At 38.9% G+C, this 23,497-nt stretch carries 20 protein-coding genes and 1 pseudogene; all 21 read right to left on the bottom strand.

Annotation, left to right across the window (positions count from 1 at the left end; translation table 11 throughout):
- Window positions 1–14: 14 nt before the first annotated feature.
- The 21 genes and pseudogenes from RWP19_RS04200 to RWP19_RS04100 all read right to left on the bottom strand — a co-directional run bounded on the left by RWP19_RS04200 (window position 15) and on the right by RWP19_RS04100 (window position 23,398).
- The gene (locus tag RWP19_RS04200) at window positions 15–551 is read right to left on the bottom strand and encodes a flavin reductase (RefSeq protein WP_314356585.1); all 537 of its coding nucleotides are present in this window, start codon (window positions 549–551) and stop codon (window positions 15–17) included.
- A gap of 1,127 nt (window positions 552–1,678) precedes the next feature.
- Window positions 1,679–2,248, bottom strand: a complete 570-nt coding sequence (locus RWP19_RS04195; RefSeq protein ID WP_314356660.1) for a hypothetical protein — start codon at window positions 2,246–2,248, stop codon at window positions 1,679–1,681.
- 8 nt (window positions 2,249–2,256) lie between these two features.
- Window positions 2,257–2,829: a hypothetical protein gene (locus RWP19_RS04190; RefSeq protein ID WP_314356584.1), complete on the bottom strand. Its 573-nt coding sequence runs from the start codon at window positions 2,827–2,829 to the stop codon at window positions 2,257–2,259.
- Between the two features lie 561 nt (window positions 2,830–3,390).
- Window positions 3,391–3,948, bottom strand: a complete 558-nt coding sequence (locus RWP19_RS04185; protein WP_314356583.1) for a hypothetical protein — start codon at window positions 3,946–3,948, stop codon at window positions 3,391–3,393.
- Between the two features lie 5 nt (window positions 3,949–3,953).
- Complete coding sequence (locus RWP19_RS04180; RefSeq protein WP_314356582.1) at window positions 3,954–4,520, bottom strand: hypothetical protein; 567 nt, start codon at window positions 4,518–4,520, stop codon at window positions 3,954–3,956.
- 514 nt (window positions 4,521–5,034) lie between these two features.
- Window positions 5,035–6,261, bottom strand: coding sequence for a hypothetical protein (locus tag RWP19_RS04175; RefSeq protein ID WP_314356581.1), 1,227 nt, complete (start codon window positions 6,259–6,261; stop codon window positions 5,035–5,037).
- An 81-nt stretch (window positions 6,262–6,342) separates the two neighbouring features.
- The gene (locus RWP19_RS04170) at window positions 6,343–7,344 is read right to left on the bottom strand and encodes a YadA-like family protein (RefSeq protein ID WP_295257855.1); all 1,002 of its coding nucleotides are present in this window, start codon (window positions 7,342–7,344) and stop codon (window positions 6,343–6,345) included.
- A 43-nt stretch (window positions 7,345–7,387) separates the two neighbouring features.
- Window positions 7,388–9,124 (bottom strand): YadA-like family protein, encoded by a 1,737-nt coding sequence (locus RWP19_RS04165; protein ID WP_314356580.1) that lies wholly within the window; start codon window positions 9,122–9,124, stop codon window positions 7,388–7,390.
- A 265-nt stretch (window positions 9,125–9,389) separates the two neighbouring features.
- On the bottom strand, window positions 9,390–10,751 hold the full coding sequence (gene dcuC / locus RWP19_RS04160; protein ID WP_314356579.1) for a C4-dicarboxylate transporter DcuC: 1,362 nt from the start codon (window positions 10,749–10,751) through the stop codon (window positions 9,390–9,392).
- A gap of 29 nt (window positions 10,752–10,780) precedes the next feature.
- The gene (locus tag RWP19_RS04155; RefSeq protein WP_314356578.1) at window positions 10,781–11,941 is read right to left on the bottom strand and encodes a M20 family metallopeptidase; all 1,161 of its coding nucleotides are present in this window, start codon (window positions 11,939–11,941) and stop codon (window positions 10,781–10,783) included.
- Between the two features lie 183 nt (window positions 11,942–12,124).
- The gene (locus RWP19_RS04150) at window positions 12,125–12,616 is read right to left on the bottom strand and encodes an IclR family transcriptional regulator C-terminal domain-containing protein (protein WP_314356659.1); all 492 of its coding nucleotides are present in this window, start codon (window positions 12,614–12,616) and stop codon (window positions 12,125–12,127) included.
- Window positions 12,617–12,667: 51 nt separating this feature from the next.
- Window positions 12,668–12,811, bottom strand: a pseudogene (locus RWP19_RS04145) (helix-turn-helix domain-containing protein); the annotation flags it as partial.
- A gap of 281 nt (window positions 12,812–13,092) precedes the next feature.
- Window positions 13,093–13,608, bottom strand: coding sequence for a hypothetical protein (locus RWP19_RS04140; protein ID WP_314356577.1), 516 nt, complete (start codon window positions 13,606–13,608; stop codon window positions 13,093–13,095).
- 406 nt (window positions 13,609–14,014) lie between these two features.
- Entirely contained in the window at window positions 14,015–14,920 is a 906-nt protein-coding gene (locus RWP19_RS04135) for a sigma-70 family RNA polymerase sigma factor (protein WP_314356576.1), read from the bottom strand.
- Between the two features lie 255 nt (window positions 14,921–15,175).
- Entirely contained in the window at window positions 15,176–16,240 is a 1,065-nt protein-coding gene (locus RWP19_RS04130) for an ATP-binding protein (RefSeq protein ID WP_314356575.1), read from the bottom strand.
- A gap of 262 nt (window positions 16,241–16,502) precedes the next feature.
- Window positions 16,503–17,651 carry a glycoside hydrolase family 3 N-terminal domain-containing protein gene (locus RWP19_RS04125; protein WP_314356574.1) on the bottom strand — a complete coding sequence of 383 codons (1,149 nt, stop codon included), beginning with the start codon at window positions 17,649–17,651 and terminating at the stop codon, window positions 16,503–16,505.
- A gap of 239 nt (window positions 17,652–17,890) precedes the next feature.
- Window positions 17,891–19,321, bottom strand: a complete 1,431-nt coding sequence (locus RWP19_RS04120) for a [FeFe] hydrogenase, group A (RefSeq protein WP_314356573.1) — start codon at window positions 19,319–19,321, stop codon at window positions 17,891–17,893.
- Between the two features lie 293 nt (window positions 19,322–19,614).
- Complete coding sequence (locus RWP19_RS04115; RefSeq protein WP_295213443.1) at window positions 19,615–19,989, bottom strand: hypothetical protein; 375 nt, start codon at window positions 19,987–19,989, stop codon at window positions 19,615–19,617.
- Window positions 19,990–20,079: 90 nt separating this feature from the next.
- The gene (locus RWP19_RS04110) at window positions 20,080–21,123 is read right to left on the bottom strand and encodes a Fic family protein (protein WP_314356572.1); all 1,044 of its coding nucleotides are present in this window, start codon (window positions 21,121–21,123) and stop codon (window positions 20,080–20,082) included.
- Between the two features lie 442 nt (window positions 21,124–21,565).
- Window positions 21,566–21,931 (bottom strand): hypothetical protein, encoded by a 366-nt coding sequence (locus tag RWP19_RS04105; protein WP_314356571.1) that lies wholly within the window; start codon window positions 21,929–21,931, stop codon window positions 21,566–21,568.
- A 369-nt stretch (window positions 21,932–22,300) separates the two neighbouring features.
- Complete coding sequence (locus tag RWP19_RS04100) at window positions 22,301–23,398, bottom strand: DUF5937 family protein (RefSeq protein WP_314356570.1); 1,098 nt, start codon at window positions 23,396–23,398, stop codon at window positions 22,301–22,303.
- Window positions 23,399–23,497: the final 99 nt, after the last annotated feature.

The raw sequence follows: 23,497 nt of genomic DNA, 5'->3' as shown, positions 1-23,497 counted from the left end.
GTTACGTGAACAAACTAGCCCTCTATAGCCTCAACTACTTCGCCGATATACATATAATGCGGTTCCCAGCGATCCTTACCAGCTTGGGTGTACACGGATGGATTGGCTGCATAATATTCCTTTACGCTATCCGCCAAATGAGCTTCATCAAATTGATGTTCATATAATTTTTTACATACAAATGTTAAATCTGCTTCTTTGAAAGTCACGCCATTCCCTGCCGCTACTGGTGTTAGCCCAGAATTAGCCACCTTATCTTCGTTGCGACCAGAATGAGATCCTAAATAACCAAGTACTTTGCGATGACTTTCAGGGAAGAAACTAACTGTAAAGGTATCGTATTTCGCCATGAATTCTTGTGTATAGCGAGCGGGATGAATGTACACAGTCACTGTAGATATATCGTTACCAACCATGCCCCACATGTTGCCCATACTGCCCCAACTAACCGTACAAGTATTAAAATCCTCAGGTGTACCAGCTGTAACAAGAGCCCAACGATCCTCAAACATAGAAAAAGCTTTATAATCCTTTGTTTCAAATGCTTTCATAATGACCTCCAAACATAGAATTTACTTAACAATAACCTCATCAAAATGTTCCTTATACACTTCATAATACACTGCATCAGCAATATCGTAAAACTCTTTATTTAGAGAATCTTTCACAACAGGTCTGCGCAGAAAGGCACCTCGATTGACAGGCCGATCACTTTCACCGTATTCACGTCAATATAGGACGCACCACGATCGTCTACATTAGGAATATCTGACACAAACTGAGATACCTGCTTAAACTGCGGCTGAGACGTAAGCTCCTCAATCGTAATTGCTTGGGCTGGGATAGTGAAAGCTAGCATAAGCCCTAGCGTTATTAAAAATCGATATAATATATATCCTCTCATCTTTCTAAACTTTTACAAAATAAATAAACACAACCTTATTAGCATAAGTATACTATGCAAACAAGGTCGTGCCTATTATTAATAATTTTATAATTTAGTACATATGATTTGCTTCTAATTGATATTTATAAGGTTTATCTCCATTTGACGATATATATCTTTATCCCTATAATATAGATAGATAGTCAGACGAGTAGTGACGTCAGGCTCATCTCACAAACTAATAATATGTAGAAATGGCCTTTTCGTTTTATCTAATTTCCGAAGAAACGAAGGGCTATTTTGCTATTTCTAGACAAATAAGCGCCACAAGTGCTCCACTAATACTCAGAACCGGAGCCAAGTAAGAGACACAAAAATGACAATAGCTAAGACAATAATAATGCCATATATTAATAGCCCTAGCTTTATAACAAAATCTATACTATAAAAGATAAATAATCCCACTAAAGATTGCTCTTTTAGAGAAATGTACCAAGCTTTTACTCTATAATACATTTTCGGTTTATCAAACGCAGGATAAATCTTTTTATACCATAAAATAAGCCACGGCAAAATACAAATATTCCCAAAGGTAACTATCAATACTAGAAGATAATCCCTTAATGGATATGCTTCTAATACATATCGATCGTACAGCAGATTACAAAAGCCCCAAAGAGAGAGCCCCCAAACAAGCAAAAGTATAAGTTTTAACAAGAGTCCAAAAACAAGTTTAATAATCCATCTAAGTCTATCCACTGCTTTAACTATTCTAGTACTATCCATAAGCTATCACGGCTCATCATCATAGGCTATAGCATAAGCCTTTTGATAGATTAAATTAGGCAATTTATATTTTTCATCACCAAATTCTGCAGGTAGAATCATAGCTTTTAGGTTTTCTGCATATACACGTTGTTGGCGAATCTGTCCATCATTATTATAGGTACCTCCATCATTAATGGTTCCCGTAATACCTGAGTTTTCTTGTTTTGCACGCCAAATAGAGATATATGGCATCTTATTACCTTGTTTTATACTTTTATCATGAGCATTAATCAAATGGCGCAAGGAGCGATCTATTTGATAATCATATTGTACCGAAAGACCTTGAATCATATTAGCCGCAGGCATGGAAACATAGATGACAGCTTCGATACGACGATGGCCATTCGGCGCCGTTACAGACTTAATCGACGTAAGGTCTAAATATTTTCCATCCCCTCGTCCAGAGTCAGCACTCGAATCGATGTGTTCAAATCGTTCCGAGTTTGATAGCTCAGCTTGTGATACGGCTTGACCTTGTAAAGGTAATACTAGACAGGCTAATAACCATAGTGAAAGTAAATATATGCGTTTCATCATCCACCTCACTGCACAACAATATCATCAAAATGCTGCTGATACACGGACATAAACATGGCATCAGCTATATCATACATAATAGTGTTATTACGATTAAGTGGGAACTTACGTGTATCATTTACATAATGCATTGGCTTTGTCGCCCCATCAAATGCATACTTTGCCACATCCACCTCTGTCATAGCCAAGCCAGATTTACTTTCACTAGCCTCAATCAGAGCCAACGCAGACGGGCTAGGATTCATCATACGAGACGAATGGACTAAGGTAGCTAGAGAATAGTTTGTATCATAATCCACAGTAAGTTGTTTCTCTTCAATCGTAGATTGGTAGGATGTATCCATCACAATATAATAGGTACTACGCAAAGAATACTGCGGCGGTGCATAGCGAAGGGTCTCAATAGAATAAGTATTCAAATAGATATACAAGCCACCACTCTCCATGTGCCCATTCATCGATTGAGAATACACAAGCTTAAACTGTGGCGATGTTTTCAACTCCTGATAGGTAATTGCCTCTGTGGGCATTGTGAAAGCCAGCAATACAAGAGCTAGTAACAAAATACGTCGAATCATAACAACCTCTCTCTAAAACTAATGAAACTATATCTCTCAATACAATAAGCACGGCCTTATTAGCATAATTATACTATGCAAACAAGGCCGTGCCTATTATTAATAATTTTATAATTTAGGATGTAGGATTTACTTTCAATTGATATTTATAAGATTTATCTCTATTTGACGATATATATCTTTATCCCTATAATATAAGAAGATAGTCAGACGAGTAGTGACGTCAGGCTCATCTCTAAATCAGTAAAAAATTAGGAAATGGCCTTTCTGTTTACTTAGCTACCATGCGGTAACGGAGGGCTATTTGCTTTTTGTAAGACAAATAAGGGCTACTAAGGCTCCAAAAGCAATGACAACCGCCAGAACTTGTAAGAGGAGCATGATTAATTCATAATCACTCATAGGCTTATCCCTCCCTTCAAAACGAAGAGAGGCCCAACCTCGTCTAACTATCCTAAGTCTATTATAGAACGAACTAATATACGATACAATAAGGATAGAATAATAGAAATATAGAGATAAATAGAAAACTCCTATCGGTCAAACCAATAGGAGTTTTTCTTATCTCCCCACTACATCATCAAATTGTACGCCATACATCCGTTCATACAGTTGATTAGCCAAGAGGTATCCTGCAAAGCCAAAGTCTACAGGGGCCGTTGCCATTCGTCTATCTCTTGCTTCACTTTGTGTATCATAGCGATTCCCATCTATATGATACTCTTTGAAATCAACAACACTAGATGTTACGCCTGAGTGCTTTTGTTTAAACAGCCACAGCTCTTTATACGATCCTAATTGATGAGCATCCAATTTCTTAATTAAATTAGCAAGAGACTGCTTTGTATCAAAGGTGTACAGGACTTGCTTTTCCTGAATCATGTCACCAGCAGGCATGAGCACATACTGCATGACACCGATTTGCTTGGAACCATTTGGTCCGTTAGAGGCCTTGATGGAATCCTTATCTATATAGGTGCCATCACCATTGCCGCTTTCACCAAAGCCACGAAGCATTTCAAAACGGCTAGTATTTTGTAACTCCTGCATAGACATACTGTGCGCAGGCACCACACAAGACAGTGCCAATGCTATTGCTATATATAGTATTTTCATCATCGGCCTCATTTTACTACCACATCTTCAAAATGCATACGATACGCTTCATAGAATAATGTATCTGCTATATCGTAGCGCGTTGTATTCGGCGCCGTGCGCACAATAGCACGAGTTGAGGCTTTCACCTGAACCGGCAGCGATTGTCCATCAAATGAAAATTTACCCAATGGTTCCTCAGTGCCCGTCATACCTGTTTTCGTTTTTGCCGCATCAATAACCGTCGTTAACGAAGTGCCCACTTGTTTTGCACGATATACCTGGCTCGCTAGCGACAAACGAGTATCATAGGACACAGTCCAGGCATCACTAAAAATGACATGTTTCCACGGCGACTGATACGCATTGTACACAGTGGCCTTAATCTTATACATAGGCGGCGCGTACTCTAACACCTCAATAGAACTCGTATCTAAATACCATGTAGTATGCTCATTAGCATTGGGAACATCAGGCATTACCTCAGCAATCACCTTAAACTGCGGTGATGACTTGAGCTCCTGTATTGAAATTGCTTGACTAGGCATGGTGAAAGCTAGCATCAACACCATTATTATGAAAAATCGCTTTAACATATATCTCTCCTAAAGCCTCGTAAACTATGATATAAACTATACTTATTATACATCATATATAAGCTCAATTATCTACATAAATCTGCTACAATGGTACTCATTTATCACAATTTGACGATATACAACTTTGTCCCTATAATATAAGAAAGATAGTCAGACGAGTCACAACGTCAGGCTCATCTCGGAAAACATAAAATTTTGAGAAATGGCCTTTTCGTTTTATACTAATCTCCAGGTTAGTGGAAATGAAGGGCTATTTGTCTTTTGTGAGACAAATAAGCGCTATTAATGCTCCAAAGGCAATAACGACAGTTATTACCTGTAATAAGAGCATGATTATTTCATAATCACTCATAGGCTTATCCCTCCCTTCGATGACGAAGAGAGGCCCAACCTCGTCTAACTATCCTAATGTTATTATATAGCGAACTAATATACGATACAATAAGGAACGAATAATAGAAATATATAGATAAACACTGAAAAGACCGCACCCCAAGGTACGGTCTTTTTCTTATTTCTTTAACTTCTTTTCTATCTTGCTTCTTAACTGGTTAGCATTTTTAAAGTCTAAATATTCCATCATATTACGCAACTTTAGATGATTGTATTTAATTTTACCATCTTTATATGTCAATACCATAACATAGGAGTATTCATCATCTTGTATCAAATGGAGTATACGTGATAGCTTACCAGGGTTGTATTGATCCATGATATATGTAGGAATACCATTATTCAACACCATCGCAGATTGGATTGGTACATTTTGTAACAATAATTTAGAGGATCTATAGATAAGATCTTTAAAAACACGTTTATGATATGCAACCATTGGATGATCTTTTCTCAGTATAGGACCTCTTGTTACAACCAGCTGCATGTCTGGCCCTACATATACACGACCTTCTGCATGTGGCCTCTCTTTCATTTCTGATTGTAACTGCATTCCCTTAGGCAAGCGATATGTTACATCCCCCCATGTAACGGCATCACTTGTACGATCTACATCATCTATTGGCTGTAGTGATGGTATTACAAAATTAGCCATTGCACGCTCTACCTGATTGGTAATTGGGTGATTTTTATGGCCAAGAACTGCCACATAATTGTGGTTTGGTTGTTTATCAAATGTAACAGCAACCAACATTAAAGGCGTATTCTCACCATAATATTTATCTGTTATACTCCAATACCCTTTCGTAATACCAGGATAATTAAACGCACCCTTTTGTTTAGCCGATTTATAAGCTGCATCATCTACAAAGCTTTCACTAGAACTAACAAGCCCAGTAATAGCACTGTTTTCACCGGCAAAAGAAGCTATCCCATCCTTCTTATGAGATTCCTTATAAAAACTTCCAGTAACACCAATAGGCACGGTCATTTTAGCCCGATGCTCACCTTCGTGCAGCAAGATAACCGTAGATTCATGAGAAGATATCTCCATAGATTTATCATGTGCTTTTTTCCAACGTTCTGCGTCTTCTACATTCCTTTTATTCTCTTGAACCTGCTTATCTAACATTTCATATATGTGCTTGCGTGCTAAAATGATTTCACTCGCATTAGCATTCAGAGCTTCACCGTAACGATAGTTCTGATATGCAGTATCTGGAATACTAGTGTCAGCCCCTGGTACAGGCGGCTGTCCTTCAGGAACAGTATATTGCGCTGCATCAATAGGCATAGTGAAAGCTACTGCCACAGCCAAGCTCAACAAAGTACTTTTTAGTTTCATACAACACCTCTCAAACAATAATAGGCACGTTCTCTCATTAGTATAAGTATACTATATCAACGAAAACGTGCCTATTTATGCTTATTGTAATTTTTGTAACGCTGCTTTAATTTCATTCACTTCAGCGCGTAGTTCTTTGTTATCTGCCCGTAGGGAGGCATTGTCCGCTTGTAGGTCTTTGATTTGTTTTGCCATTTCAAAACGGCTTGTTTTAAGTGTCGGGTCTTGTTCGCCCACTTTGAAAGAAGCACCAATGGTAAACATGCTTTCACCACCAACGGTGACACCAGCGTGAACCATGGAGTTTTCGTTCGGCTGATAGGACGCACCGATAGCACCAGCAGTGGAGTGTTTATAGTGACCTACGCTTGTCGCAAAGGACCATTTATCGTTTGGATTATAGTCCAAATAGTGGAGGCCCGCTAATGCTGCAGAGGCAGCACCTACCTTGGAGACCTGTTTATCCGTATAGGACTTGGCATTATTGAGCACCTTATCACCAATGTTAGACGTGTTATTTTCGAGCGTAGAAATGCGATTCGTATTATTGTCTACCTGTGTTTTTACTTCGTGCAACTGACTACCGTTAATAGCGTCAGTAGACGTCTTGGAAACTTCACCCTTGGACACATTCACGATCTTATGATTACCATTATTGAGACCGTTGTCTGTTAAAGAAATGATAGATTCAGTAGTATTATCCCCATCAGCTTTTTCAATAATAATACCATTAGGGCCATACGTTGTTCTATTAATCTGATCTGTATCGCTTTCAACAACTAATCCATCTAATGTTAAGCTAGAATATTTGACTCCATCCATATGAGATACTTTGATTTCACTACCATTAATTTCAACATATTTATCTCTTACATCTGGATCATCGGCCACATCAATAGAGCGAAGACCACTAATATCTTCATTCAATCCAACAGTATAATCCTTTTGGCCATTCTCGTTTGCAGTTTCATCTACTACGATATTATTAAGACCAGTTACAGTAGTTCTCATATCTGCGTCTGCCATCACATTAACGCTCAACACAGACATAATCCCAGCTAATACTAACAACTTCTTATTCATGATGACTCCTCCTAAATAAAATATGCGATTATAAATTATATAGTTACTGTAATTTTTTCAACGCTGCTTTAATTTCATTCACTTCAGCGCGTAATGCGTCATTGTCTGCTTTTAAATCTTTGATTTGTTTTGCCATTTCAAAACGGCTCGTTTTAAGTGTTGGGTCTTGATAGCCTACTTTCACATTAGCCCCTAAGCTCACCATATTACGATTATCCCCAAGGGTTGTAGCAATGTTAAACATCGTGTGGTCATTAGGTTGATAAAAGGCGCCTAACGCAGTTGCTTGCGCATTTTTATAATTACCAAACCCAACGCCAAAGCTCCACTTATCGTTTGGATTATAGTCTAGTGGATGTAATCCAGCTAACGCCGCTGCACCAGCCCCCACTTTAGCAACTTGTCCATCCGTATACGCCTGAGCTTGATTAATAACATTGGAATCAATATTGGTAATCTTCCGTTCCACATCTTTCAACTGTGCCACATTTACCGCATCTGTATCCTCTACCCCTTTAGCCACATTATGGATTTGTTGGTTCCCTGCGTTAATGTACTCAGAGGAAAACTCGATTCGCTTGCCATCCTTTGTTTCACTAAAAAAGCCACTCGGACCAAAGGTACTCGTATTACCATTAATAGTATTTTTGAAAGTTAAAAACGTACTATCTAAGGATGATATACTATTCTCAGCATTAAATTGAACGCTCTGTGCTGTTAAGGAGGAGCCTAATTTAGCTCGACTATTATCAAATCGCACTTCGTTACTATTAATTTCAGATACATTCGAATTTTCTACAGGCTCACTATATGGGTACTCATGTTCGAAAAACTGAGCAGAGTTTAAGTTCTCCAAATCCGAATTCAAGGACACATAATAATGATCTTTTAACGCATTAAACTCTCTATATTTATTCACCGTAATATTAAAGCTACTATTAACCGTAGGGATCTTAGAGGTTACATAATTATCGGCCATCTTAAGTTTGTACTTAGTCGAGCCATCTGCATTCTTACCTTCAGTGACAATAATATCATAGGTATAATCTTCAGCAGCCACCGTCGAATGACGCATCGCCTCTTTGGCTACACTATATAATTGAGCCCCATTTACAGCATCCATAGAGGTTTCAGTCATAGCACCTGGCTGTACACCTGTCAACTGTCTGGCACCAAAAGAAACCAAACTATCGGACTCTCGTTTAGCATCAGAATGTAAGAACTTAAATATATTATTAGGATCTACCCTAGAAGGTCTACCAATAGCATGTACATAATTGCCAATCGCAATATTACCAGCATCTGCCTCTGAATTAGAACCAATGACGATACCATTGCTTTTAGCAGTCGAAGTATTGCCAATAACTGTTATGGGCTGAAGCGCATCTTCGGATATAGCTCTATTATAGCGACCAATAACAATGGATGAATCACCTTCTACTACATTATGATCGCCTGCCACAAAGTTACCCGTACCGCTCGATTGTCTATGTCTCGGAGCTGTAGCTGTATTATTCGAGCCTAGAATAACTTGATTGTCATTCCCCGTATTATCACGGCCAACGATAATGGTACCAAGTCTAGCGTTATTATTGGAGCCTACGGCAATCCCCCAAATATCCGTAGTATTCATATTACCTACCGCTACATTAGCAGATGTATTAGCCACAACGATATTATCTGTCCCTAAATCGACATTATTATACATATCCGCCATCACTGTTGGCATACTAATTGTCCCTAACACACTACCTATTAATAAAGCTTTATACACCTTCATAATACGCTCTCTTACCCCTTAAATACAATTCACACTTGTATTTATAAATCTACTGAAAATCATCTATATTAATTCATATTCATTATAAATAGTGAAAGCCGGCCAGTCAACGAAAACTTCATTTTAAATTCATTTTATAATTACAAAAGACTCTACCTCAAAAGAAGGTAGAGCCTTTAGTAATTTACATATTTTATTAGTAATAACTTGTTTGTAATTCCACTAGCAAGTTAATCGATATATACCAACAAAATCCTGTGTAGAATTAGTGAATAAGCAAAATCGCAATTGTACTTGTAATGAAAGTAACGATAACAGGTACGCTTGTACGTTTTACAAGGTCAAAACTAGAGATATTTGCGATACCTGCTACGGCGATCATAACAGCACTGATTGGGCTGAGTAGACGGCCTACGCTAGCTGCGTTTTGCATACCGAGAAGAATTGTTGTGGCATTACCACCTAAATCAGCTGCAAAGTTAGGAACTAGTGGAGCAAAAGCGAACATAGATGCAACACCAGAGCCCATTACAATACTCAAACCAGTAATAATTGTAGATACAATAACACCTACTACATCAGCAGAAATAGCAAGGCCTTGGATTGCAGTAACAAATTCTTTTACAATACCAAGAGAAGTCAACCCAAAAGCAAATGTTTCACCTGCAACGATTAGTGTTACAGTATTAGCAAATTGGTCACCCATGCCTTTAAAGAAGGTTTGGATGCTGGCCGCCATTTTACGGAAGTCACGATGACGGATAAGCTCACAACCCATAGCGATAAATAAACTAAGGAACATCGCAAGGTTTACGTTCATCTTAACGCCTTGAATAGCATAATCGCTGAAGCCAAGAATAAAGATTAATGGTAACAATGGTAAGAAAATATATGGTAATGGACCTACTTCAAGATCATCAGATTTATGAGCCTCTACGTATTCTGCAGGAACATGACCAGACTTTTTATCTAAATATTTTTGCCATACGAAATGAGCAATAGCAGTCATTAACCCACAGATAATGTAGACTTTCAACTGATACCCAACAAAGTATTCATGAACAGGCATGTTTACTGTTTTAGATACAAGTAATGTAGTAGCAGATGCAGGACCGATGTCGAGCAAGTGACCTGTAGCAACAGCTGCTGCAGCACCTACAGGGCTAACGCCTAAACGCACAAGAATTGGGAAGATAGTTACCATCATGAGCATTGCAAGACCAGATGCACTTGGGATAACTAGGGACATGAACATATTTAGAATAAATGTGAGCGCCATTACTAGGTACGCAGATTTCATTTTACCAAGCGGTTTAATAGCTGTTACAACGAGGCGAGAGCTGGCACCAATGTGGTCCATATACTTCGCAAAACCAGTACAAGTCATGATCATGAGACCAAGATTTGCCGCATCTTTAGCAGTTGTAATATTAATGAATTCAAAAGCATCAAAGAAAAGAACCCCTGTGGCCTTCTTCTCTTCTACGAATGATGTTGTGTATCCTAACAAGTATGCTGCGAACATCATAATAAGACCACCCAACAACAATACAGTTTGCGCTTTAAATTTCTTAATAACCAATGTCCCCGTTATGGCAATGACTAATAAACAAACTAACAAATTCATACATGTTCCCTCCATTTACAACACAATACTTAGAAGTTTTCCTTTGCCTGTTTGAAATCTTCTTTAATTTTCTCTAATAAGCCTGGTGTTTCAAGGATTTCTTCAACAGATAAAGCAATGCCCTTCGCGCCATACATGATAGCGTCCTCAGCGAGCTGGCTTTTACCATTATCTAACCATTCCTGAGAATGACTAGTTACGCCCTTGCCTACGAATTTCACGCGCAAGCACGCACCTGGCACGCGGAACGTAACACTAGAGAAATCAGTGGATCCCGTCACCTTACGAGGCTCAGAAATCTCTGGGGCTCCTACTTTTTCTGCATTTTTTAAAAGTATATCATTCAAGGTTTGTACATTGACTTTGTTGTCGTACGCCTTAACCTCTTCCCATTCCATGGTAGCACCAACCTGTAAAGCTGCACCGTGAGCTACATTTTTCACGCGGTCCACAATCTCATCGAGACGAATCCGACTGGAAGATCGAATATACCATTGAGTGCATGCATAGTCTGGCACGATATTCGCTGCCTTGCCACCATCAGTGATGATACCGTGCATGCGAACCTCTGTAGGCACGTGTTCACGCAAGTACTCCATGCCGTTAAAGAATAACAACACCGCATCTAAGGCGCTGATGCCCTTCTCTGGGGCAATCGCCGCATGAGCAGACTTGCCGTGGAACTTGATATTCACGAGATTGAGCGCCAAGGACTTTCCGTCTACTGTCGTCGTATCGCTACCGTGCATCATGAAAGCAAGATCTAAATCATCAAACACGCCCTCACGAGCCATAACGAGCTTGCCACTAGCCGTTTCCTCTGCTGGCGTACCGTACACAACTAACGTGCAAGGCGCTTGTAACGTACGTTTCAAAGCAATTGCCGCTGTACAAATGGATGGACCTTGTAAATTGTGACCACACGCATGGCCCAAGCCCTCAAGCGCATCGTACTCGCAAAGCAAACCGATCTTTGGACCGCCACCGTTTACGTGGTACACTGCTCTAAAAGCAGTTTTTAGGCCACTCACCTCGCGGTCTACGGTGAACCCTTCCTTCTCCAACAAATTCGTCAACAACTCATGGGCTTGGAACTCTTCGTTTCCAATCTCTGGATGATCGAAAATGAAATCGTTCAACTCCTTCATGGGCTGTCTTAATGATTCGATTTCTTGTAAAAGCTGACTCATTTCTACCTCCAACATACACACTATAAAAACATAAATTTATATACTTACCTATACAAGCCTTATAAAACCTGTAGCTAATAACCTGTTTTTATTTATCTATCTTTCTATTTATTTGTCTATTAATGCACTAATAATTGTTCCGTATAATGGAATACTATTCCATTTAATAGGTAAAAAATAAATTTATAAAATCGCTCCCATCTGTTTAGAAATAGCTTGACCTAATGCTATCATGACAGCTAGATACTCTTTGACACGCTCTTCTGGGTAGTCCCCTATAGGACCAGAGATGGTCATCACCGCCTCAAGCTTATTACCAAAGGAGAAGATAGGCACTGCGATGGATGCCGCATCAGGCACTCGATTACCTCGTGTTACCACAAATCCATCATGACGAATTTGGGCGCTTTCAGCAGCACTCATATCAGTATCCTTGAAGTCCGCCATATAGGCACCGAAAATCTTGCCTGCCGCCCCTTTAAAGATAGGGTACACCGTGCCGATCTTAATGTCGTGACGCAATGGCTTGTCCGCCGCAACACGCTCGATACAGATGCGATAATCGCCCTGCGCCAAGAACAAATTCACGGATTGCTGCAACTGATTACGAATGGCCACCATATACGGCTGCGCAATAGCACGCACATCCAAAGACATAAGAAAGGACTTTGCCATGGGCAAAATGCCCCACGACAACTGATACTTCTTGGCTCCATTGAACTCAACCCAATGATGAGCCTCAAAGGTCTTGAGCAACCGATGAACCGTTGTCTTCGGCAACGCCGTCGCATTAGCCAACTCAGTCACACCAAGCGGGCCCGCCTCTAACAACTTGAGTATCTCAATACCACGCTCTATTGATTGAACCATATTCACATCCAAAGAAACGCACTAGCACAAATGGGCTAATACATTTCACTATTCTATTAAAACTAATAACAATATACCTAATGTGTTTGATTACACATAACACCTCTGAATAGCACGCTGTGCAACTAACTCATTATAAATATAACAATAACACATTCATGAAAAATTTAAAAATAACTAAGATGCATGATTAAAGAAGATAAGAAATAAAGCTCATTTAACAAAAAATGTACTACCTATAAAAATAAGATAGTGCATATCTGACCCCAATGGGGGATTATTTAATGTAAATATAGCACAGCTTCATTCAGTTTGTGTTTTACGTGGCGTGGGGCTTGGTATACCAAGATTGGTTTAAAGTCACCCACGTGAATGTAGCTCGTATCTGGATCTGGACCATCTGTAACGATGTATTTATAAGGTATGGCTACGTTAAACAGTCCATATACCACGTCCTTACCGATAGGGCGCCGACATTTAATATGGCAAAAGGTTAGGTGTGGACCATAGGTCTTAGGTGCCGTATAGTTACTACGTCGACCATCGCTGGTCATAATGTAATTGGGCCGTAGACCTTCCTGCAGAGCCAACTCCCGCAAAATAGTGCGGATTGGTAGATGTACCAATTCTTGACGGCCATCTACAAAATAGCACATCGTACTATCTCCGCCGCCAGGTTCATAGATAGGAATAAAACAAACAATATGATTCTTTGGATTCGTATAAATTAAATCCAAATTCTCTCCTTTAGATAGCCACTTGGCCATTGTTTCTGGTACTTCATTATTTGTCATCATAGGAATTCTCTCCACTGAATTTAGGAATATTCCTTTCAACAATACAATGAACACGTGTTCTGTGAAAGCAGATTCGCATGCTTTAATCTGCCGTTGGTTTAATTGTATATCACATTGTATATTTTGTAAATATATACACAAAACTATAGAAATTTATATAAAATTAAAGACTTTATGATCTTGTAAAACTAATATATACCTATATAAGTCATTATTTTCTCATTTGCATTGAGAATTGCATATTTTATGTATATCTGTTAATCGTGATTAATCTAATTATACAAAATCAAGAATATAAATAAGAAATTAAATTAGATTAACACATGTACATGACACTATCTCCCCTTAGAGGCAATGTATTCTATACATTATAGATAGACCTAGATCAATAGGCTAAAAAATGGGTCTAATGCACTTGTATCTTATTAAAATCTGTAGTCAAATACCTACGCAACTTCCGAATGGCCCGTTCATGACGTCGTTGGATAGCTTGACGACTGCAGTTCAATTCTTCACTAACGGATACAAGGCTTTTACATTCACCGTATACACGGCGCAGTAGGTCTTGTTGATCTTGAGATAATCTACCCAGGGCCCATACAAGGCGAGCACGTAGTCGTTGTTCTTCATCAGCAGTCATGATCATATCTGCTATATTTTCTCCAGATGAGAAGATATCCATACCAATCGTTACCTCTCCATCATCGGTGATGCGGTCTGGTATATGAATCTCACGATGATTGCGCAAACGCTCTCGCTTCCAATACCGCATGTAACCATATCTAACACCAGCTTTTACAAAGCCTGGAAACGGTACGGAGCCTTTTAGATCAAAGCTATAAATGGATTCTAATAGTATAGCCCACAGATAGCTCTCTAAATCTTCACGGAACTCACGATTGCCTGTGCGATTCGTATAATGCAATATAAGTGGTCGATACCTACGACAGAGTTCGATTTGAGCCGCATCATGGCGCAGCTCATCAACGGACCACGGCTGATATCCTACAGTCTGAATCCGCATATTTGGATTTTGACAGATAGACACGAGGCTCTTATCTGATAAGGATGTTAATACCTGATGCCCGCAAATTAGAGTCTGTAATGTTAACTCTTCCGGCACCTTGTACGTTGGTTCCGTAGAAGATATCTTTTTAGATAGACCTTCCTTAGCAGGTACTTTCTTGGAAGAGATTTTCTCAGATTGTGATGTATCAGACATTAACTCTTTCTTCGAGAATACCTCAGATTGTAAGCTTGCAGTTTTAATACAGGTTCGTTGTACTAACGGTTCTTCGTTTTTGTATAACATAAATCCCCTTTCCTGCCATGGCATAGCGCTTATCTACACAATAGCGTAGAAAGGGGATTTTGACAAATTAGCAATTCCTTAAAATTTCGTCATATTTTGTTACAATCTACTATTAATTTCTATCTCTGAAAGGACAGAACTATACATCTTAATCGGTAATTGCGGAAAATAAAAATAGTATAGCGAAATAATCAATACAAAAAGACACCACACTTGAAATGCGGTGTCTTTTCTTAAGAAAAGTAAATTGTCTACTTACATAGCAATACAGGAGGCTTCCACAAAGTCTTTCAATTGTGGTTTTACATAGGTATGGTACACGTCTGCACCATTGCCACGAACAATGTCGCCCCAGTATTTATACACATAGCGATACCAGAAATGGAACATGCTATTTGTAAAGTGGTAATCAGCGTACTTCGCAGGACCACGGCTATTCGCTTGGATTCGCCCTACAAGGCCCATGGACATTAAGTCATTTAAGCGAGATGTAAAGGTACCGCTTTTAATTTGACTAGCTTGTAATAACTCTACATAGTATGGACGCTCCAAGGTAGCTAGGCCAGATAAGATGGCATTAGCACCCGTTATATTTTTCATATCTCGATGTAAGATATGCTGCGTTTCTTCAAAGAGAGCCCCTGATACAGAGAAGAACAAATTAATGATATTCGTATCAATGCTTTCACCATTATCAAAGTAATGTACATACGCAGGCAAACCACCTGTTACGGCAAATACAGTACGCAAGTCATCTTTAGGATAGTGAAGCCCCAAGGATTTCATATCAACCAAAGAGAACGGTTTCACCTCGAAGTATTCTGATACATAAGGACCTATTAAACTACGCTCACCAATAATACGACCATCGAGTTGTTCTAACCCATTCGCCATCAAAATAATATTCAAATGGCTTGTTTCTTTGTAGGCCTCTAACAAATCACTCAAATAAATGGGAAACTGTGGTACAGCCTCCACCAAGGATGGGTAATCATCAATCACCACTGTCTGAGGCGTTTTCACACTATCTTCAAAAAGACCCTTAAAAGCCTCTTGCAAGCTAGCAATGGGTTCAAATTTGTCCTGCCCATCGGTAGGAACAAAACGTGCCTCAAGCGCTCGGTTCATATCAGCTACATGAATGGCTTCATTAGCTATGCGCCCCGCCAAGTATAACGCCTTATGACGTCGTACGAGCTGGGAAGCCACATACGATTTGCCACTACGATGTGGGCCGTATACAACACACAAACTCATTTGACCCATCGCAACACGGGACTGGATACTCTCAATAATCTCAGCACGTCCCACAAAATTCATATACTCTCACCTCCAACATTCTATGGAGATTATTATATCATAAATTTAAAACAATTTTAAACTTATTTTCATATTATTAACATGACTTTTTATTATGTTAAAATTTTTACGCATAAAATATGCTTATTTAATGGTTTACTTTTTACGCATCTAATGACAAAAAGCCTTATACTTACTATATTTCTGCTAATACTATAACTAAATTACTATGCAAAATATAGCATATAAAAAAGACGTGCTTACTCTATAGTATAGCACGTCTTTATTGTTGTATTTGGGTTTGCATCTTCATCAACAGAATATGCTTAACCGCATCATTGAGTCGATCATTTGTAATGGTTCCATTCGCTACCGCTTGTGTTAATGCACGATGTACTTCATCGATATGAACAGTATCTGCATCAACGAGGACAAGGTCACTACCGGCCACAATGGAAGACACAGCAAAGTCCCCTATCTTTTGGTTCGCTTGCAAAGCGCCTATATCGATACGGTCGGTCATGACCACTCCATTATATCCAAGATCATGTCGTAGCCAATCCGTAATGATTGCTTTAGAGGTACTCGCCAGGTGTGTATTATCGATAGCAGGGATTTGCACATGACTCATAATAAGCATATATGTATTCGCCGTCGTCTGTGAAATGAGACGTTTGAATACGGCTACATCCGTATTATTGAGATATGCTTTCGCCTCATTAGCCGTTCCAAAAGACGCATCACCAAGGCTCACCGTTGGAAAGTAGTTATAGCCAAACCATATCTGATTGATTTGATAGCGCTCCGCCATGGCAAGGTCCATATGTCCTGCCCAAGTAGGATCAGATGTATAGGACACATTCGGTACCCCAAGATTTGCATTAGGTCCCATAATGAGATTAAAACCCATATCTCGCATTTCAATAGCTGAACGAGTGACTAAATTGACAATTCGTTCCATCGGCAATTGGCCCCATCGATTTGGCTCTGGCAAGCGCAAGAAACTTTCATTCGAACGCAATACCTTATCCCTATTAATCCCTATATATGGCGTTATCATGCTAGCAGTTGTGGCCGTTTGCATGATGTCTTTTGTGAAAGCTTTCACTTGATCTTTATTATGTAGATTTCCGTTTGTAAGCATAACGCCGCTCACACGATATTTACGGATTACGTCCCTTTGGGACTGTCCCACCGTGTTACCATGAAGGCTAATCATCATCAGCTGGCCTATCTTATCCTCTTGAGACATAGCTCCAAGCCAGGTATTCACCTTTTCTGGAACAGGCTTATCTGATTGCATAACGGCCCGATACGATATAGTGCGTACCTCTTCCTGCTCTGCCTGACTCTCATGTTGGCATCCAGCAGCACCGATAACAGCGACTACCAAGGCTATGCCACATAGGACACGCCAGAATAACAAGTTCATCTCTCCTCAAAACTCCTTGCAGTACTCTCTTACATATCACCTTTTTATATATTATACACTATATAATTCATCTTTTCCTCATGGTAAAAGATAAATTCTATATCAATTTATCATCGTAAAGTTGAAAAGTAGAAATAAAAATCCTACGAATCGCATGTAAGGTGACGCTCATAGTAGTCAAAGTCTACACAAGCATCACGTCACTCATGACCCGTAGGATTTATTTTTGTTTAGTATGATTAGCCCTTATATTTAGGAGATGTTGGACAAGTTTCAGGTGTTACGTCCTTGCGATCACCAAGAACTGCGCTGCGATCTGTGTAATGGGTATGCAAGAGTTCGTGTGCCTTATGGCCCAATGGTTCACCCAAGAAATCTTTGTACAATGCTTGGATTTCTGGGTTTTCATAGGAAGCAACCCATTTGTAATTTTCATCCGCTTCGTAAAGACCACCGATACGAGCTTCCTTAGTTTTAACTGCTTGAGGCAATTTAGTGCGCGGTTGACCGCCGCCACCAATACAGCCACCTGGGCAAGCCATAACTTCGATGAAGTCGTAATGTTTGCCGCTGTCTTTCAATGCATTAAGGAAATCACGTGTATTTTTACCGCCATGAACGACTGCAACAGACAATGTTACATCATCGCCCAATTGAACAGTCGCTTCTTTTACACCTTGCATACCGCGAACTTCCTCAAGGTGAGTCAATGCGTGTGGAGGTGGCTCTTTATCAGTGATGAGCTTGTATGCTGTACGCATAGCCGCTTCCATAACACCGCCAGTGTTACCGAAGATGATAGATGCACCAGTTTCCATACCGATTAAGTCATCGAATTGAGATTCTTCAATGGCATTGAAGTCGAGGTTTTCCTCTTGAATCCAACGGATGAACTCACGAGTTGTAATGGAAATATCTGTATCCATACCAATGGATTCATCATTATGGTAACGAGCCGCTGCATTTTCTTCTTCCCGTTTCGTTTCTGCTTTTTTAGCAGTACAAGGGTTTACAGATACGGACACGATGTTGCTAGGATTAATGCCTTTTTTCTCAGCGAAGTATGTTTTAATCATAGCTGCTTCCATAGCGATACAAGAACGCGTGGAAGACAAATTAGGAATCAATTCAGGGAAGTAGGTTTCCGCAAAGCGTACCCATGCCGGGCAGCAGCTTGTGAACTGAGGAATTTGACCACCATTTTTTAGGCGTTCTACAAGCTCAGATGCTTCTTCCATAATTGTTAAGTCTGCACCAAAGTTAGTGTCTACTACATAATCTGCACCTAATGCACGTAAAGCACCAACCATTTTACCTTCAAGGAATGTACCTGGTTCATAACCGAAGCCTTCACCGATAGCTACACGAACAGCTGGAGCTGTTTGGATTACTACGATTTTTTCAGGATCTGCAAGAGCTGCTTTCACCTTTTCAAGCTCAGATTTAGCATGCATGGAGTCGAATGGACATGCAGCCGCACATTGACCACAGTGGATACACACTGGCACATCGCCGTTGGCATCAAGATCATAGTAGTCAAGTACGCTCATTACGTCCGCACAAGCGCGACGGCATAACGTACAGTTTTTACACTTAGAAATGTCGTGATAAATGGATGGATTGTCGAGCGCAATCGGCACACGTTTATCGATAAATTCGTATTGAGACATGAGGACCTCCTCTAACAAACTAGAACTATCAAACCTTTTGGAGAAATAAGCCAAATAACAGAACACTGCGCTCAAGGCGTACTTCTACATCTTATCTTTAGTATACGCTATAGTGAAAGTTTATACTATGTAGAAATGTCACACTTTTGCGTAATATTAGTCTCATTGTACCACGAATAAGCAAATAATTCACTACTTTTCGGGGAATTAAAATAAAATAAAAAGGCACGCCCTCTAATGAGAACGTGCGCATGTAGGCTTTCACCAAAAATCATAATCCTCGGAGGATCAGATTATTTATCACCCCAAATAAGTGTGTACACAGCATATGCAGGAGTACCTTGTTCAACCTTACGAGTACTTTTGTTAGGTTGTTCTTGTTTTACTACTTCACCTTTTGGATTGTAAAGAGTAACCTTAACATCTTTTACTTCTCGTTTTTTGTGATTGAACTCTTCAGTTACGATGTAATGGTAACCTTCGTAATCCATAGCTTTGATATCCAAAACAGCTTTTTTATCATCTTTTTTAACAGAATCATTATCGATGGACCAAGTGATACCATTGCTATCAGTACCAACAGTATACCAATTTGCCGCATCAACACTACCAATGCCACCAATAAATAAAGCGCCTGCTGCTAAAACAGCTGCCAATGTTTTTTTCATATTAATACCTCTCGAATTAAATACAAGAATATGAAATCTAGTATATTCGATGAAGCTAAATATTTTATGAAAGACAAACGTACTCAATTATTAAAGCTTCACATAATAGGTAGAACGGCCTCCGCCTTTACGTTGAATATAACCATCCTTCACAAGAGCGCGTACAGCCCCTTCAATAGAACTATCGCTGAGATTAGGACACCAGTCTCTAATATCTTGCTTGGTAAAAGCTCCTAAATAACTATCGATAGCTACTTTTACCTGATCCATTGCTGAACCACTATTTGTCAGTATAGAACTGCGGTCCTCAAAGTCATGATACGCAGCTAATAACATTTGTAACCAATAGCGAATAAATGGTATAGGGCAGGAACTTTCATCATACCAAGTATCACTAGACTCGCGTAAAGCAGCGTAATACATATCTTTATTTCTTGCAATCTTGGCCTCTAATGATACATATTTGCCTACCATAAAGCCGCTACGATACAACAATAATGTCGTAAGTAAACGGCTCATACGACCATTTCCCTCATTGAATGGGTGAATACATAGGAAATCATGTATAAAAATAGGAATAGCTAGGAGTGGCTCCACCTCTCTATTGCCTACAACGCGATTATACTCAGCACAAATCTGGTCGAGGGCCTCTGCTGTCTCATAGGGCACCAGGGGAGTAAATAACACCTCTGTCCGTCCATCGGAATAGGTAGCACTAATATAATTCTGTACACTCTTTAACTGTCCACCACGAGCATTGAACTGGTAATTATACAAAATCTTGTGTAACTGTAAAATATGATTGCGACACAAAGATATGGAGTCACAACTTTCATGGATGACATTTAAGGCATCACGATACCCTATAATCTCCTGCTCATCCCGATTTCGTGGCGTAGTCTTATCAGCTACCAACTGCCGAAGACGTGTACTCGTCGTCACAATCCCTTCAATCGCATTCGAAGCCTCTGTACTCTGAACCTTTGCCACCTCTACAAGAGAATCTAATATGGCAGGACTCTGTGAAAGCAAAACCTCCTCCTTGCCATTCGCCCGGTAAATCCCTGCGATAAGACTTAAAATATCCATATCCCACGACAAAGACTGAATCCGACCATACTCAAAACGTCGCATGCACACACCTCCACTCTGTTCTAATCCCTTATAAGTAAAAATATTCCCTTAAATTATACCATAAAATAAGGGAATATTTAATTTAGATACATTTAATCATACGTGCAGAAAGGGTTCTATCTCTCTGAGACCTACTTAGGTAACTACTTTCAAACGCCATTTTGGATATATTTCCTCATTAGGAAATGAGAAAACGGGTGGATATATCTCTAAGGACGACTTAGGTCACTATCTCCCTACGCAGTTTTGAGTAAATTTTATCATATGTGCAGAAAGGGTTCTATCTCTTTGAGACCTACTTAGGTAACTACTCCCAAACGCCGTTTTGGATATATTTCCTTATTAGGAGATGAGAAAACGGGTGGATATATCTCTAAGGACGACTTAGGTCACTATGGAGGCCGAAGAGATATATCCACCCGTTCATAACTGAAGAGGAAGTTTACCAAATCAAGTGATACACGTGATCTAGATTACTTCCTTCTTGTATTTGTATTTTTGTATTTGCCAATGTTTCAGAGCCAATCATATAGCCTTGTGGATTATAGGCGGTAACATCAATGAGTTGTACTGTTTTATCAGCACGGTTAAATGTCATCGTATAAATAGAATGTTCTCCATTTGGATCTACAATCTTTAAGCGCAATGTAGCCTGAGCATCATTTTTATTAACAGAATCATTATCGATGTAACCAGTACGGCCAGTTTGGTCCGTTTCTAATGGATACCAACTTTCAGCATGAGACACACCCACACCAGCACTAAACAATAAACCTGCTACTGCTAAACAAGCAAACCATTTCTTCATAACTATTCTCTCCTGACTATAAATTCAAATAACTATGCAATCTACATATATAAATTCCCTACGCCTTCATTATAACACCATAATTGCATAATACTAACAAAAACTCTATAAACTGCATAATTAATATAAATCTATTAAGGACGGTGTGCAGAGGTCTAGGGGCTTTAGTAATCCAACGTATTTAAGGGCTAATATTTATCTCTATCAACCGGCATCAAAGTATTTCCGAAACATACAATCACTCCAGAATTAAATCGATAGAAATCTACTTATAAAAATCTTCCATCAATCTATTCAAATCAGTTTTTAAAACTATTTGTCTCTGTGAAGGGACATATTAATGATATCAACATAGTAATTCATCTTCTCTCAATTTCGAAAGAAACGATAGAAATTCGGCATAAGTTGAGTAACTAACTCTGTCGGTTCATATAGAACAAACTTCTTCACTTTTCTTGCTTTCAATAACTTTGCGTCTTTTAAAATTTGTAAGTGTCTCGATACGCTTGATTCAGTCATTAATAAAATTTGCGCTAAAGATTGTGTCGTACTTGGTTTTTCCAAAACATAATTCATAATTTGCAGCCGCACTGAATCGCTCAAGGCTTTAAAAATAGTAACTAATCCCTCCGGTGTGGAGTTATAATAACTTGGTTGCTCCGCAATATCATAAGTAATAGCAATTCCTTGATTAAAAGATTCAACAAACAGATGCGGCCAAATAAAATAACTTGGTAACAACATAATGGAGTCACTGTCCTTTAAATAAACCTCTTGATCAAAAGGTTTAATAATAGCTAAAGCGCCTTTTTCCCAATGGATTCGATCAATTTGTAAATGATTAAACATCTCTATAAAACCTTTTTCCCTCAAAAATGATGATTGCTTTTGTATTTCAATTAAAAGTTTTTGCTCAATTGATTTTTCTTTCCAAATATCATCAAAAATTGATTTTCTATACCAATCAATAAAAGAAAAAAGTCTCCTGTAAACACTTATAGCATTTTGCCTCAAATCTTTAAGCAATTGATCATTTTCATTCAAAGAAAAATCTTTCCATTCTAGTCCTTTTGCTAATGTTGGAATAAAGGCATTTTCTCTATCATCTATTATTCTCTCCAAATACTCAATTAATTGAATAGTCGGATAATTAACAAGAAATTCCTTTAAATTTTGTATTTCCTCCTCAATCGTTGTCATATGATAACGAAAATTACAAAGTAAAACAGGAGAGACCCCCAGTTCATAAAAAAGTTGGAAGTAATGAAGATTTTCATAAAATTCTACAGTAAGTTTATCTTGTATCTTAATCACCCAATCAATATTAGTTCCGTGATGACGAGGATTTAGAAGAACATGTAGACTTCTAAAAAGTTCGTTTAGAGGGGAGTACACAAATTGTATTCTTTGTGTCAACGTTTCATTTGTTTTCAAAGCATAATCGCTAAACCGAATTCTAATAGCCATAAACATCCTCCTAAACGATTCGATATTTTTTGAATCGTTTGATTATAGACTTTAAACTTATTATATTATACTTAATAGTTTTAAAGAAAAGGAGAAATC

The organism is uncultured Veillonella sp. (genome assembly GCF_963522475.1).
Classification (GTDB): Bacteria; Bacillota; Negativicutes; order Veillonellales; family Veillonellaceae; genus Veillonella.
This window is presented reverse-complemented; position numbering and strand designations above follow the sequence as displayed.